Source organism: Massilia sp. Soil_C_3 (assembly GCF_057657035.1).
On the sequence record NZ_JBDGJG010000003.1, the window covers coordinates 242206 to 257312 of the forward strand.

At 67.7% G+C, this 15107-nt stretch carries 8 protein-coding genes; 7 read left to right on the forward strand and 1 reads right to left on the reverse strand.

All coding sequences use genetic code 11. From position 1 onward, the window contains the following. Positions 1-209 precede the first annotated feature (209 nt). From AC3A6F_RS06840 to AC3A6F_RS06865, 6 genes are all read left to right on the forward strand, one after another. Entirely contained in the window at positions 210-1541 is a 1332-nt protein-coding gene (locus AC3A6F_RS06840; protein WP_487679193.1) for an efflux RND transporter periplasmic adaptor subunit, read from the forward strand. Positions 1542-1698: 157 nt separating this feature from the next. Next, positions 1699-4794 (forward strand): efflux RND transporter permease subunit, encoded by a 3096-nt coding sequence (locus tag AC3A6F_RS06845; RefSeq protein WP_487679194.1) that lies wholly within the window; start codon positions 1699-1701, stop codon positions 4792-4794. Next, positions 4791-8057: an efflux RND transporter permease subunit gene (locus AC3A6F_RS06850; RefSeq protein ID WP_487679195.1), complete on the forward strand. Its 3267-nt coding sequence runs from the start codon at positions 4791-4793 to the stop codon at positions 8055-8057. Before AC3A6F_RS06845 ends, AC3A6F_RS06850 begins: the two co-directional genes overlap by 4 nt. Beyond that, positions 8054-9499 (forward strand): efflux transporter outer membrane subunit, encoded by a 1446-nt coding sequence (locus AC3A6F_RS06855; RefSeq protein ID WP_487679196.1) that lies wholly within the window; start codon positions 8054-8056, stop codon positions 9497-9499. Before AC3A6F_RS06850 ends, AC3A6F_RS06855 begins: the two co-directional genes overlap by 4 nt. Before the next feature lie 51 nt (positions 9500-9550). Continuing rightward, the gene (locus tag AC3A6F_RS06860; protein WP_487679197.1) at positions 9551-10525 is read left to right on the forward strand and encodes an HDOD domain-containing protein; all 975 of its coding nucleotides are present in this window, start codon (positions 9551-9553) and stop codon (positions 10523-10525) included. 38 nt (positions 10526-10563) lie between these two features. Beyond that, positions 10564-11376, forward strand: coding sequence for an EcsC family protein (locus AC3A6F_RS06865; protein WP_487679198.1), 813 nt, complete (start codon positions 10564-10566; stop codon positions 11374-11376). A 104-nt stretch (positions 11377-11480) separates the two neighbouring features. Here AC3A6F_RS06865 and AC3A6F_RS06870 read toward each other — a convergent pair whose 3' ends face one another. Beyond that, positions 11481-12779, reverse strand: a complete 1299-nt coding sequence (locus AC3A6F_RS06870; protein WP_487679199.1) for a GGDEF domain-containing protein — start codon at positions 12777-12779, stop codon at positions 11481-11483. Positions 12780-12937: 158 nt separating this feature from the next. Between AC3A6F_RS06870 and AC3A6F_RS06875 the strand changes: the two genes are divergently transcribed. Beyond that, entirely contained in the window at positions 12938-15076 is a 2139-nt protein-coding gene (locus AC3A6F_RS06875; RefSeq protein ID WP_487679200.1) for a S46 family peptidase, read from the forward strand. Positions 15077-15107: the final 31 nt, after the last annotated feature.

Sequence of the window (15107 nt, forward strand, 5' to 3'; positions counted from 1 at the left end):
CAGCGGGCGCGAGCGGAATCTCGCGCCCGTTTTTCGTTTACGTCGCCTAAATAGGGGCGAACTGTGTAAATCGGCGTTAAGGCAGGCGCGCAGGCTTTGAATCTACGGTAGAGCAATGTACGTTACGAAACATTGTGAGTGAAACGACCATGCTAAAGTCATTGTGACCCGTATTGCAAGTAGCAAAACTATATAGAACAAGGACAAGCATGGACCAGCATCTCCCGCCCCATTCAACCACCGACCGTCCCGCCCGCACCCGGCGCGCCCGCCTCATCGGCGGCGTGATCGCCGTGCTGTCGATGGTGGCGCTGGGCGGCCTCGCCTGGTGGCTCACCCACCAGCCGGCGGGCGGCCCCGGTGGTGCGGGTGGACCGGGGATGGCGGCCGGCGGCCCAGGTGGGCCGGGCGGCGCGCGCGGTCCGGGTGGACGGGGCGGCCCGGCCACCACGGTCGGCGTCGCGCGCGCCGAGCAGGCCGACATCCCGGTGACGCTGGAGGCGCTCGGCACCGTGGTCGCCGCGGCCACCGTCACCGTGCGTCCGCAAGTGTCGGGCGTGGTCCAGAAGATCCACTTCACCGAGGGCCAGCTGGTCAAGCAGGGCCAGGTGCTGGCCACGATCGACCCGCGCCCGTTCGAGATGGCCTTGCTGCAGGCGCGCGGCCAGCGCCAGCGCGACGAAGCGCAGCTCGAAAGCGCGCGCCTGATGCTGTCGCGCTACCGCACCCTGCTCGAGCAGGATTCGATCGCGCGCCAGGAGGTCGATACCCAGGCCGCGCTGGTCAAGCAGCTCGAAGGCACCGGCATGACGAACAGGGCGGCCGAGGGCACGGCCCAACTGAACCTGGATTATGCGACGGTGCGTGCGCCGATCGGCGGCCGGGTCGGCCTGCGCACGGTGGACGTGGGCAACCTGGTGGGCAGCGGCGACGCGGCCGGCATCGCCGTCATCACCCAGCTGTCGCCGATCGACGTCGAATTTGCCGTGCCGCAAGACCACCTGCCGGCGCTGCAGGGGCGTATCGCGCAAGAGACCAAGCTGCCGGCCACTGCGCTCGACCGCACCCGCACCGAGGCGCTGGCCAGCGGCAGCTTCATCGCGCTCGACAACCAGGTCGACACCCAGACCGGCACCGTGCGCGCCAAGGCCCGCTTCGCCAATAGCGACAACAAGCTGTTCCCCAGCCAGTTCGTCAACCTGCGCCTGACCGTCAATACCTTGAAGGACGCGGTGGTGGTGCCGGTGACGGCGCTGCGCCACGGCGCCAACGGCGACTTCGTCTACGTGCTCGACCCGCAAGCGCGCACCGTGGCGCTGCGCACCGTCAAGCGCGGCCAGGCGACCGTCGACAAGGTGCAGATCGCCAGCGGCCTGAAGGTGGGCGAGCAGGTGATCACCGAAGGCGCCGACCGCCTGCGCGATGGCGCCAGCGTGGTGTTGCCGGGTGAACGTCCGGCCGGTGCGCGTGGTCAGGGACAAGGCGCGCGCCAGGGCCAGGGCCAGGGCGGTGGTCGTCCGGCCCAGGGAGCGCAGCAATGATGTTGACGTGCCGCGAGCATACGGCCCGCGCCCCCAGCCCGTCGTTCCCGCGCAGGCGGAAACCCAAGTTAGCCCGCATCGCCGTAACGCACGCAGCACTTGGGTTCCCGCCTGCGCCGGAACGACGGGGTGGTTGTTCCGATGACGGAGGCAAGGCATGAGTCCCTCCACCCCCTTCATCAACCGCCCGGTCGCCACCGCCTTGCTGATGCTGGCGATCGTGCTCTCGGGCCTGGTCGGCTACCGCTTCCTGCCGCTGTCGGCGCTGCCGCAGGTGGACTTCCCGACGATCCAGGTGCGGACCCTGTACCCGGGCGCCAGTCCCGAAGTGATGGCGCGCACCGTCACCGCGCCGCTGGAGCGCCAGTTCGGGCAGATGGCTGGCCTCACCCGCATGAGTTCGACCAGCGCCGCCGGTGTCTCGATCGTGACCCTGCAGTTCGCGCTGGGTGAGACGCTCGACGTGGCCGAGCAGGAAGTGCAGGCCGCGATCAATGCCGGCGGCTCGCTGCTGCCGACCGACTTGCCGGCGCCGCCGGTCTATGCCAAGGTCAACCCGGCCGATGCGCCGGTGCTGACCCTGGCCATCACCTCGGATACGCTGCCGCTGACCGAGGTGCAGAACCTGGTCAACACGCGCCTGGCGCTCAAGATCAGCCAGGTCTCGGGCGTGGGCCAGGTCTCGCTGTCGGGCGGCCAGCGGCCCGCGGTGCGAATCCAGGCCGATACGGAGTCGCTTGCGTCCTACGGCCTGGGGCTGGACACGCTGCGCACCGCGATCACGTCCGCCAACGCCAACAGCGCCAAGGGCAGCTTCGACGGCCCGACCCGCTCGTATGCGATCAACGCCAACGACCAGCTGGTCACCGTCCCCGATTATGAAAACCTGATCGTCGCCTACCGCAACGGCGCCCCCGTCAAGCTGCGCGAAGTGGCCAAGGTAGTCGACAGCGCCGAGAACGTGCGCCTGGGCGCCTGGGCCAATATGAAGCCGGCGATCATCCTCAACGTCCAGCGCCAGCCCGGCGCCAACGTGATCGCCACCGTCGACGCGATCAAGGCGCGCCTGCCCGAGCTGCAGGCCGGCCTGCCGACCGCATTGCGCATGGACGTGCTGAGCGACCGTACCACCGGCATCCGCTCCTCGGTCAAGCACGTGCAGATCGAGCTGCTGCTGGCCGTGGTGCTGGTGGTGCTGGTGATCTTCGCCTTCCTGCACAGCCTGCGCGCGACCATCATCGCCAGCCTGGCGGTGCCGATCTCGCTGATCGGCAGCTTCGGCGTGATGTACCTGCTCGGCTACAGCCTCAATAACCTGTCTCTGATGGCGCTGACGATCGCCACCGGCTTCGTGGTCGACGATGCGATCGTCATGATCGAGAACATCGCCCGCTATATCGAAAAAGGCGAAAAACCGATGGCGGCCGCGATCAAGGGGGCCACCCAGATCGGCTTCACCATCATCTCGCTGACGGTGTCGCTGATCGCGGTGCTGATTCCGCTGCTGTTCATGGGCGACGTGGTCGGCCGCCTGTTCCGCGAATTCGCGGTGACGCTGGCGATCACGATCCTGATCTCGGGCGTGGTGTCCCTGACGCTGGTGCCGATGATGTCGGCGCGCTGGCTGCGCAGCCACGAGCAGGAAAAGCCGAGCAAATTCGCTGTTCGGTTCCAGGCTTTCTTTGACCGCGTGATCGAGCGCTACGACGTGATGCTCGGCTGGGTCTTGCAACGCCAGGGCCTGACCCTGCTGGTGGCGCTGGGAACCCTGGTGCTGACGGCGCTGCTGTGGATGGTCATTCCGAAAGGCCTGTTCCCGACCCAGGATACCGGCCAGCTGCAGGCGCGGGTGCAGGCACGCCAGTCGATCTCGTACGCTGACATGGCCAAGCTGCAGCAGGAAGCGGCGCGCCAGATCATGGCCGATCCCGAGGTCGCCTCGGTAGCGTCCTACGTCGGCGTCGACGCCGCCAACAACACCATGCTGCATACCGGGACCATGCTGATCAACCTGAAGGCCGATCGCGGCAACCAGCTTGAGACCATGCAGCGCCTGCGCCAGCGCGTGGCCAACGTGGCGGGCCTGCAGCTGTTCCTGCAACCAACCCAGGATCTGACCATCGACGCCGAGAGCGGCCCGACCCAGTACCGGCTGTCGCTCGAAGGCTCCGATGAAGAAACGGTCAACGAGTGGGCGCGCCGGCTGACGCAAAAGATCGGCAGCCTGCCCGAACTGCGCACCGCGATCACCGATGCCGGCGCCACCGGGGCCGCCGCCTTCATCGACATCGACCGCGACACCGCGTCGCGCCTGTCGATCACGGCCGCCTCGATCGACGACGCGCTGTACAGCGCCTTCGGCCAGCGCATCGTGTCCACCATCTTCACCGAGACCAACCAGTACCGCGTGATCCTGGAGGCGCAGCAGGACGAGGCGATGTCGATCGCCGCGCTCGGCCGCCTGCAGCTGCGCACCGGTTCCGGCCAGCCCACGCCCCTGTCGGCGATCGCCACCATCAGCGAGCGCCAGGCGCCGCTGCAGGTGATCCACGTGGCCCAGTACCCGGCGGCGACGGTCGGCTTCGACACCGCTTCCGGCGCTTCGCTGGGCCAGGCGGTGAGCGCGATCCGCGCCGCCGCCGAGGAGATCGGCATGCCGGCCTCGGTCAGCATGACCTTCCTCGGCGCGTCCGGCGCCTACGAGGCGTCGCTGTCGAACCAGCTGTGGCTGATCCTGGCCGCGGTCGTTTGCGTCTACATCGTGCTGGGCGTGCTCTACGAGAGCTACATCCACCCGCTGACGATCCTGTCGACACTGCCGTCGGCCGGCGTCGGCGCGTTGCTGGCGCTGTGGGTCAGCGGGCAAGGTCTGGGCGTGATCGGCATCATCGGCATCATTCTCCTGATCGGCATCGTCAAGAAGAACGCGATCATGATGATCGACTTCGCGATCGAGGCCGAGCGCGAGGAGGGTAAATCCCCGCTGGTGGCGATCAGGCAGGCCGCGCTCCTGCGCTTCCGCCCGATCCTGATGACGACCCTGGCGGCGCTGTTTGCCGCGGTCCCGCTGATGCTGGGCACCGGAGAAGGCGCCGAGCTGCGCCGGCCGCTGGGCCTGGCCATCTTCGGCGGCCTGATCCTGAGCCAGCTGCTGACGCTGTTCACCACCCCGGTGATCTACCTGGCCTTCGACCGCACCGCGCGGCGCTGGACCGGCAAGGCGCCGCACAAGACGGAAGGGGCGGGCGCATGAATCTGTCGCGCCCCTTCGTCGAGCGTCCGATCGCGACGGTCCTCTTGACCCTGGGCCTGGCGCTGGCCGGCATCGGCGCCTATTTCGTGCTGCCGGTGGCGCCGCTGCCGCAGGTCGACTATCCGACCGTGTCGGTCTCGGCCTCGCTGCCGGGCGCCAGTCCGGAGACGATGGCGTCGAGCGTGGCCACGCCGCTCGAGCGGCGCCTGGGCGTGATCGCCGGCGTCAACGAGATGACCTCGAGCAGCAGCACCGGCTCGACCCGCATCAACCTGCAGTTCGAGCTCAATCGCCAGATCGACGCCGCCGCACGCGAGGTGCAGGCGGCGATCAGCGCCTCGCGCGCCGACCTGCCGGCAACCCTGCGCAGCAACCCGACCTACCGCAAGGCAAATCCTTCGGACGCGCCGGTGATCATTCTCGCGCTGACCTCGAAGACCAAATCCCCGGCCCAGATCTATGAATCGGTGTCGAACCTGGTCCAGCAGCGGCTGGCCCAGGTGAAGGGCGTGGGCGAAGTGGAAATCGGCGGCGGCTCGCTGCCGGCGGTGCGGGTCGAGCTGGTGCCGTATGCGATGAACCGCTATGGCGTTTCGAGCGAGGACGTGCGCGCCGCGATCCAGGCCAGCAACCCCAATCGCCCCAAGGGCGAGATCGAGGGCAGTGGCAACCGGCTGCAGATCTATTCGCAGCCGGCCGGCGGCGACGGCCGCAGCGCCAGCGACTATCGTGGCCTGATCGTCGCCTGGCGCGACGGCGCCGCCGTGCGCCTGTCGGACGTGGCCACCGTGTTCGACGGCCCCGAGAACGTATACACCCTGGGCCTGTTCAACGGCCAGCCGGCGGTGATCGTGCTGGTCACGCGCCAGCCCGAGGCCAATGTGATCGAGACCGTGGACGGCATCCGCGACCTGCTGCCGTCACTGCAGGCCCAGCTGCCGGGCGACATCAGCCTGGCCGTGGCCTCGGACCGCACCAACTCGATCCGCGCCTCGTTGCACGAGATCGAGTTCACCCTGGTGCTGTCGATCGTGCTGGTGGTGGGAGTGGTCAGCGTGTTCCTGCGGTCCTTGCGCGCCACCGTGGTGCCGGCCGTGGCCACCATGGTGTCCCTGCTGGGCACCTTCGGGGTAATGTACGCGCTCGGTTTTTCGCTCAACAACCTGTCATTGATGGCCTTGACGGTGGCCGCCGGCTTCGTCGTCGACGACGCCATCGTGGTGCTGGAAAACACCGCGCGCCATATCGAGAACGGCATGGACCGCATGCAGGCCGCGCTGCTGGGCGCGCGCGAGGTCGGCTTCACCGTGCTATCGATCTCGCTGTCGCTGGTGGCGGTGTTCATTCCGCTGCTGTTCATGGGCGGGCAGGTGGGACGCCTGTTCCGCGAATTCGCGGTGACGCTCTCGGCGGCGGTGCTGATCTCGCTGGTGATCTCGCTGACCACGACGCCGATGATGTGCGCCTGGCTGCTGCGCAAGGAAGACCCGGACAAGAAGCCGGGCCGCCTGGCGCGCTGGTCCGAGAACGGCTTCGCGCGCGTGCTGCGCGTCTATGAACACGCGCTCGACTGGGCGCTGGACAGCAAGCTGCTGGTGATGATCATCCTGCTGTTCACGGTGGCGCTGAACGTCTACCTGTTCTCCAGTGCCCCGAAGGGCTTCTTCCCGCAGCAGGACTCGGGCCAGATGAATGGCGGCATCCGCGCCGACCAGAGCATCTCGTCGCAGGCCATGCAGCAAAAAATCTACCAGCTGGTGGAGATCATCCGCAAGGATCCGGCGGTTGACACGGTAGTCGCCTTCACCGGCGGCGGGCGCGCCGGCGGCGGCTTCATGTTCGTCAACCTCAAGCCCGTGGGCGAGCGCGACGTCGCGGCCCAGGCCGTGATCGCGCGCCTGCGCCCGCAGATGGCCAAGGTCACCGGCATCACGATCTTCCTCAATCCGGTGCAGGACTTGCGCATGGGCGGGCGCTCCAGCAACTCGACCTACCAGTACACGCTCAAGAGCGACAACGCCGAAGACCTCAAGGTATGGGCCACGCGCCTGGCCGAGTCCATGAAGGCGCAGCCGGCGCTGGTCGACGTCGATACCGACCAGGCCGAGAACGGCGTCGAGACCTACGTCACCATCGACAAGGAATCGGCGGCGCGCATGGGCATCAGCACGCGCGACGTCACCAATGCGCTGTACAACGCCTTCGGCCAGCGCCAGGTTGCGAATATCTACGATGAGCTGAACCAGTACCACGTGGTGATGGGCGTGGCCCAGAAATACGCGCAGTCGCCCGAGGCGCTCAAGGACGTCTACGTGCCGGCGCGGCCGACCGGCGGGGCCTCCAGCGCGGCGTCCACCGGCACCGGCACGGCCGCCGCCACGGGCGCCGCCGGGGCCTCGACCTCGACCACCGCGAACCTGACCGCGGCGCGCGACCCGTCTGGCGGGCAGGCGTTGGCCAGCGCCGCCGCCACCATGGTGCCGCTGTCGGCGATCGCGCGGTTTGCCGAAAGCGCCACGCCGACCTCGGTCAGCCACCAGGACGGGGAACTGGCGACCACGGTCTCGTACAACCTGAATCCGGGCTTTACCCTGGACGATGGCCAGGCCGCGGTGCGCCAGGCCGAGGCCGACATCGGCATGCCGAGCAATGTGCGCGGCAGCTTCCAGGGCACGGCTGCCGCGGCGCAAGAGTCGAGCAAGGAGCAGCCGCTGCTGATCCTGGCCGCCATCGTCGTGATCTACATCGTGCTGGGCATCCTCTACGAGAGCCTGATCCACCCGGTGACCGTGCTGTCGACGCTGCCGTCGGCCGGCGTCGGCGCGGTGCTGGCGCTGCTGCTGTTCAAGATGGAGTTCTCGATCATCGCCCTGATCGGGGTCTTCCTCCTGATCGGCATCGTCAAGAAGAACGCGATCCTGATCATCGACTTCGCGCTGGAGGCCGAGCGTGCACGCGGCCTGTCCGCGATGGAGGCGGTGCGCGAGGCCTGCATGCTGCGCTTCCGCCCGATCCTGATGACGACCCTGGCCGCGGCCCTGGGCGCGCTGCCGCTGGCGATCGGCTTCGGCGAAGGCTCGGAGCTGCGCCGCCCGCTGGGCATCGCCATCATCGGCGGCCTGGTCGCGAGCCAGCTCCTGACCCTGCTCACCACGCCGGTGGTCTACGTCCTGCTCGACAAGCTGCGCACGCGCAAACCCGATGAACACAATCTGACCCGTCACCCTCATGACGAGGGCGGCCCGTCCCTGGCCAAACCATGACCACTATGCGACAACAGCTTCCATTCCGTCTTTCCCTGCTCGCCCTGGCCCTGACCCTGGCCGGCTGCGCCGTCGGCCCCGCTTATGAACGACCGGACCCGCTTGCCGCCGGCGCGGCGCTGCCGGGCACCTACAAGGAGGCCGAAGGCTGGGTGCCGGCCGCGCCGGCCGACGCGCTCGAACGCGGCCCCTGGTGGACCCTGTTCGAAGACCCTGAGCTCGATCGCCTGGCCAGGCAGGTGGAGTCCGCGAACCAGAACGTGGCGGTGGCGGTCGCCAACTATGCCCAGGCGCGCGCGCTGGTGGCGCAGCAGCGCGCCTCGCTGTTCCCGGTGGTGACGCTGGGCGCCGGCGCCGACCGCGCCGGCGGGGGCGACGATAGCGTCAACCGCGGTGCGAACAACTCCTATCGCCTGCAGATCGGCGCTAGCTGGGAGCCGGACGTGTTCGGCCGCCTGAGGAATGCCGTGACCGGCGCCGAGGCCAGTGCGCAGGCCACCGCCGCCGACCTGGCCAACGCCGTCCTCGCGGCCCAGGGCGAGCTGGCGATCAACTACTTCTCGCTGCGCCAGACCGACGCCCAGCGCGAGATGCTGGCCTCGACCATCGAAGGTTACGAGCGCGTGCTGCAGATCACCTCGAATCGTTTCGAGGCCGGCATCGCGGCGCGCTCCGACGTGCTGCAGGCCCAGACCCAGCTCGCCAATGCGCGCAGCGAAGCGCTCGGCCTGCAGAACCAGCGCGCCCAGCTCGAGCACGCGATCGCGGTGCTGATCGGCCAGACCCCCTCAAGCTTCGCCTTGCCGCCGGCGCCATGGCATGTGTCGGTACCGGACGTGCCGGTCGGCATGCCTTCGACCCTGCTGCAGCGCCGCCCCGACATCGCCGCCGCCGAACGCGACGTGGCGGCGGCCAATGCCGACATCGGCGTCGCGCGCTCGGCCTATTTCCCGAACTTCGGCCTGTCTGCTTCGTACGGCAACAATACGAGCCGCGTGGGCGACCTGTTCTCGGCATCCGCCGCGGCCTGGTCGTTCGGCCTGTCGGCGGCCCAGACCATCTTCAATGCCGGCGCCACCCGCGCCAGCGTCGAAGGCGCCGAGGCGCGCCACCAGGCAACCGTGGCGCGCTACCGCCAGGTGGCCCTGGACGCCTTCGCCGCCGTCGAGAACGGCCTGTCCGCCACCCGCGTGCTGGAACAGCAGCAGCAATTGCGTGCCGAGGCGGCAGAGGCGGCCGGGCTGGTCGAAGAGCAGATCCTGAACCGCTACAAGGCGGGGCAGGTGAGTTATACCGAGGTGGTGCAGGCCCAGGTGACGGCCCTGAATGCGCGCCGTTCGCTGGTGCAGGTGCAGGCCGACCGCCAGACGGCGGCGGTGTCGCTGATCCAGGCGCTGGGCGGTGGCTGGCAGGAACAAAGGCTGGCGGACGCCGCGCAGTAATCATGCGTCAGGCATTACAATGCTGCGATTATCGATAGTCAGGCATACGCCATGAAAAACTGGATTAATCGCATGTTGAGCGGCGCCGATAAGGCGCCTGACGCCGCTGGCACCGCTGGCTCATCGCAGCAGGCGGACGAGCTGGGAGACGACCACGGCGTCCAGGTCGACGCCGCCTATTACCGCTGGCTGACCGCATCCGGCGGATACCAGGCGGGAGCGGACGTCGAGGAACACATCCTCGACCTGGTGCGCACGCTGGCAGCCGACCCGCAGGCGGCCAGCGGCCTGGTGCCGCGCATCCCCGAACTCATCCCCAAGCTGCTGCGCGACCTGGCTGACGACGAGGTCTCGACCGGCGACCTGGCGCGTCAGGTGGAGCAGGACCTGGTGCTGGTGGCCGAGGTCATCCGCGAGGCGAATAGCGCCTATTACCGGCCGCTGCAGGCGGTGAAGTCGCTCGATGCCGCCCTCATGATGATCGGCCAGAACGGCCTGCGCATGCTGCTGGCCCGGATCGCCTTCCGGCCCCTGATCAAAATGGCCGACCAGGGCTTTGCGCGTCAGGCGGCGCCGCTGGTCTGGAACCAGTCCGAGAAGTGCGCGCTGGCCTCGAGCCTGATGGCGCCGGGCCTGGGCGCCGGCGTGTTCGAAGCCTATCTTGCCGGCCTGATGCAGAACCTGGGTCTGGTAGTGGCCTTCCGCCTGGCGGAGCGGGCGGTCGAGAGTGGCAAGATTCCAGGCTCCAGCGAATTCGGCCGGCGCCTGTTCGACGTCAGCCGCGGCCTGTCGGCGACCATCGCCGCCCACTGGGAATTCCCGCCTGACGTGGTGGAAGCCATCGCCGGCGTCGGCCAGCCGGACGCATCTCCGCTGGCGCAGACGCTCGAACGCGGCGACCGGATCGCCAAGCTGCGACTGCTGCTCGACGCCCACGTGGTGCTGGAGGACGACGCGCTCGTGACCGAAGGCCTGGACAGTTTCGAACGCCGCTGCCTGGGCAAGTTGACCGATTTGCCGGGCTAACGCTGCATTGCATCGCGTTTTTTCGAGAGGAAATCGCCATGAACATGACTGCCGAACACCTGGCCGAGCTGCACGAGGCCAAGCGCCTGCTGGAGAATCCCGGCCTGGCCGCGCGCATCAGCAACCTGGTCGGTTCGCCGATCGAAGCGGCCATCGAGCGCCTGCCGGCGCCGTGGCAAAAGAAGGTGGGAGGAGCGACCGAGCATGCGCTGCAGTATGCGCTGACGGGGGCGCTGTCGACCATGCCGGACGGCGGCAAGGAGGCATCGTACCCGCGCCTGCACAAGTTCGCGGCGAGCCTGTCGGGTGGCGTGGGCGGCGTGTTCGGCCTGCCTGGCCTCCTGGTCGACCTGCCGCTGTCCACCGTCATCATGCTGCGTTCGATCGCCGAGATCGCGCGCGCCAATGGCGAACGTCCACAAGATGTCGAGACCCGGCTGGAATGCCTGCGCGTGCTGGCCATGGGCGGGCCGAGCGGCGGTGACGATGCCGCCGATTCGGGCTATTTCGCGATGCGCATCGCGCTGGCGCGGGCGGTGAGCGAAGCCGCCCAGGCGCTGGCGGCCAAGTCGGTGAACGCCGCCACGACGCCGGCCTTGCTGCGCCTGATCGCCACGGTGGCGGCGCGCTTCCAGGTGCACGTGACCCAGAAGGCGGCCGCGATGCTGGTGCCGGCCCTGGGCGCGGTGGGCGGCGCGACCATCAACCTGCTGTTCGTCGACCACTTCCAGAACATGAGCCGCGGCCACTTCGCGGTGCGGCGGCTGGAGCGCCTGTATGGCGAGGGAGCGGTGCGCCAGCAGTACGAGGCGATCGTCCTGGCCGACGAGCCGGTGGGGTTGCTCACGTAGGGTCGACGGCTATGCCGCCGACGCGGTGATCGTTATCGTTGCCGATTTCGCGCCGGATGATCTCGCAGCCAACCATCACCGCGTCGGCGGCGCAGCCGCCAACCCTACGGGCAGATGCGATTTCGCCCGCTCTCCTTGGCGGTATATAACATCGCATCCGCCCGCAGGAACAGCGCGTTCTCGCTGCGATGTTCGGGAAAGGCGGCCAGGCCGCCGCTGAACGAAAAACGCCGCGTCTCGCCGCGCGCGACCTGGAACTCGACCGCGCCGAAGGCCTGGCGCAGCGCATCGAGCCGGCGCCACGCCACGTCTGGCGTGCAATCCCAGAACACGAGCACGAATTCCTCGCCGCCGAAGCGCGCCAGCAGGTCGCGTTCGCCCAGCTGCGGCGCCAGGCACAGGCACAGGCGCTTGATGACGATGTCGCCGAAGTGGTGGCCCCAGGTGTCGTTGATGGTCTTGAACTTGTCGATGTCGATCACGCCGAAGGCGAGCGGCTTGTCCTCGAGCGTGGCTTGCCGGATCAGGTCTTGCGTCTTGCGCTGCAGGCCCACCTTGTTCAAGAGGCCAGTGGCGCGGTCCTTGCCGATCAGGTCCTTGCTGACGCGGATCCTGGCCGCGCGGTTGGCCAGTTGGGCCTCGACCAGGCCGGCGGTGGCCTGCAGGACGGTATCGAAGCCGTCGCCGAGCGCGCGCCGCGCCAGCGCGTCGTCGGGGCGGCGCTGGAGCAGCACGATCTCGCGCACCGGATCGGCCTCGATGTTTTTCTTCATGACGCGCGCCAACGCGTCCAGGCGGCGGTACTCGTCGTCGGCAATCACGACCAGGTCGGGTTGCAGCTCTTTGACGCGCAGGTGCAGCGTGGTCGGGTCCAGGTGGTGGACAACGTCGACCTGCTGCGCCAGCAGCGCAGCCGTATCGAGATCCCCGGGCTGGCCGAGGTGGACCACCGACACCAGGTCGCCGCGTTTGGTGCGCATGAACAGATTGAACAGCTTGTCGACCAGGACATCGTTGGCGATCGGCTTCTCGGCATACGCCAGGCAGTTGCTGTCCACCAGGCGCTGCTGGAGCAGGAAGCGGCTGCCCTGGCGGCCCGACTGGAGATAGACATACGCGTGCTCGCGCGGCAGGCGTTCGAGCAGCTCGCCCAGCATCAGGGTCTTGCGGCTGTCGTGCAGGTCGGCCTGCATATTGTGCAGGGTGTCGAGGTCGATCACGAACAGGCTGGCGCCACGGTCGGCCGCGACGGCGGCCGTGAATTCGGCCACTTCGCTGAAAAAACGGATGTCAAAATCGTATTTGTGCGCGTGCAGCAGCAGTTCGGCGCGGTTGTCCTTGATGAAGAAGCTCTGGGAGAGGAAGAGGACCTGGTGTCGGTACAAGGGGGCCTCGGTGCTCATGTCTGCCTGCCTTTTTCTGCATAATGTGACATCTTGCCACGGCAATATGACGCGATGTTGACGCCACCGGGACCGCCGTCAATCCCTTATAAAACCACACGGCCAGCACCCAACGGGGATATACTCGCGCATTGCTTTTTTCATCTCAGGGACTTGTCTTGTTCAAATCGATCGTCCTGCCCGTCGCCCTCCTTGGCGCGGCGAGCGCCGCCTTCGCCGACGAAGGCCAGTGGCAACCGCACCAGCTGCCGCAACTGAAATCCGAACTGAAACGCATCGGCATCACCATGCCGGCCGAGAAGCTGGCCGACCTGGGCAAGCATCCGATGAGCGCGATCGTCTCGCTGGGCGGCTGCTCGGCGTCCTTCGTGTCGCCCGACGGCCTGGTGGTGACCAACCACCACTGCGCCTATGGCGCCATCCAGCGCAACGCCACGCCCGAGAAGAACTACATCGTCGACGGCTTCCTGGCCAAGACCCGCGCCGACGAACTGCCGGGCGGCCCGAACACGCTGGTGTACGTGACCGAGAAGGTCGAGAACGTGACCGGGCGCGTGCTCGAGGGCCTGAACCCGGCCATGTCGGGCCGCGAACGCCATGCGCTGGTCCAGTCACGCATCAAGGCCCTGGTGGCCGAGTGCGAAACCGACAAGTCGACGCGCTGCTCGGTGCCGGCCTTCCACCGCGGCCTGGAGTACTACCGCATCAAGCAGCTGATGATCCGCGACGTGCGCCTGGCGTACGCGCCGTCCGACCGCATCGGCAACTATGGTGGCGACATCGACAACTACGAGTGGCCGCGCCACGTGGGCGACTACGCCTTCTACCGCGCCTACGTCGGCAAGGATGGCCGTCCGGCCGACCCGTCGCCTGACAACGTGCCGTACAAGTCGAAGGATTTCCTCGTTGTCTCGGCCGAGGGCCTGAAGAACGGCGATCCGATCCTGCTGGCCGGCTACCCGGGCCGCACCAGCCGCTACAAGCTGCCGAGCGAGATCCGCTTCGCGCACGACGTCGACCTGCCGGCCAAGGCCGCGACCATCACCGCCGACCTGTCGGTGATCGCCGCCGCGACCCAGGGCAATCCGGCCTGGAACGTGGCCTATGCGAGCGTCGACAAGGGCCTGAACAACGTGCTCAAGAAGACCAAGGGCCTGCTGGACGGCTTCGCACGCAAGGACATCGCGGTCATCAAGGACGTGCAGGATGCCGAGTTCCGTGCCTGGCAGAAGTCGCACGCGGGCGCCAACCAGAACCTGCTGGCGGACCTCGACGGCGTGATCGCCCAGGACATGGCGCTGCAGCGCCAGGAAGCCGCCTGGCTCGAGGCCACCCACAGCGACCTGCTCAAGAGCGCGCGCACCCTGTATCGCCTGGCGCTGGAACGCGGTAAGCCGGACGCCGAGCGCGAAAGCGGCTACCAGGAACGCGACCTGGGCTTCATCAAGGCGCGCCTGGCGCGCCTGGAGCAGTCGTTGGTGCCTGGCGTCGACCAGGCGCGCTATGCCGCCGCGCTGGCGCGCTACGCCAGCATCGACGCCAAGGTGCGCCCGCAAGGCGTGGACGCGCTGCTGCCGGCGCAGGATGCGCTGGCGGGCATGTATAAGGCCAGCACGCTGTCGGACACCGCCACGCGCCTGGCCTGGATGGGCAAGGACGTCGATGCTTTCCGCAAGTCGAACGATCCGTTTATCGCGCTCGCGGTGCGCCTGCACGACGCCGGCATGGCCCTGGAAGAGCGTCGCAATGAGATCGACGGCAACCTGGAACGCGTGATCCCGCAATACATGGCGGCCGTGATCGCATGGAAGAAATCGCAGGGCAAGCCCGTCTACCCGGATGCCAACTCGACCCTGCGCGTGACCTACGGCACCGTGTCGCCGTTCTCGCCGCGCGACGGCCTGGTCAAGGGGCCGTTCACCACGGTGGAAGGCATCCTGGAGAAGGAAACCGGCAAGGATCCATTCATCGTGCCGGCCCCGCTCAAGCAGGCGATCCAGGGCAAGCGCTATGGCGTGTTCAAGGATGCGGCGCTGGGTACGGTGCCGGTCAACTTCCTGTCGAGCGCCGACACCACCGGCGGCAACTCGGGGTCGGCCGTGATGAACAAGCGTGGCGAATTGATCGGCCTGAACTTCGATTCGACCTATGAATCGATCACCAAGGACTGGTACTTCGACACCGCCATCACGCGCGCGATCCACGTCGACATCCGCTACATGCTGTGGGTGATGAAGGAAGTCGACCATGCCGACAACCTGCTCAAGGAAATGACGATCAAGTATCCGAAGAAGTAATTTCGGCCACAATCCTCTGCACGTCGTTCCC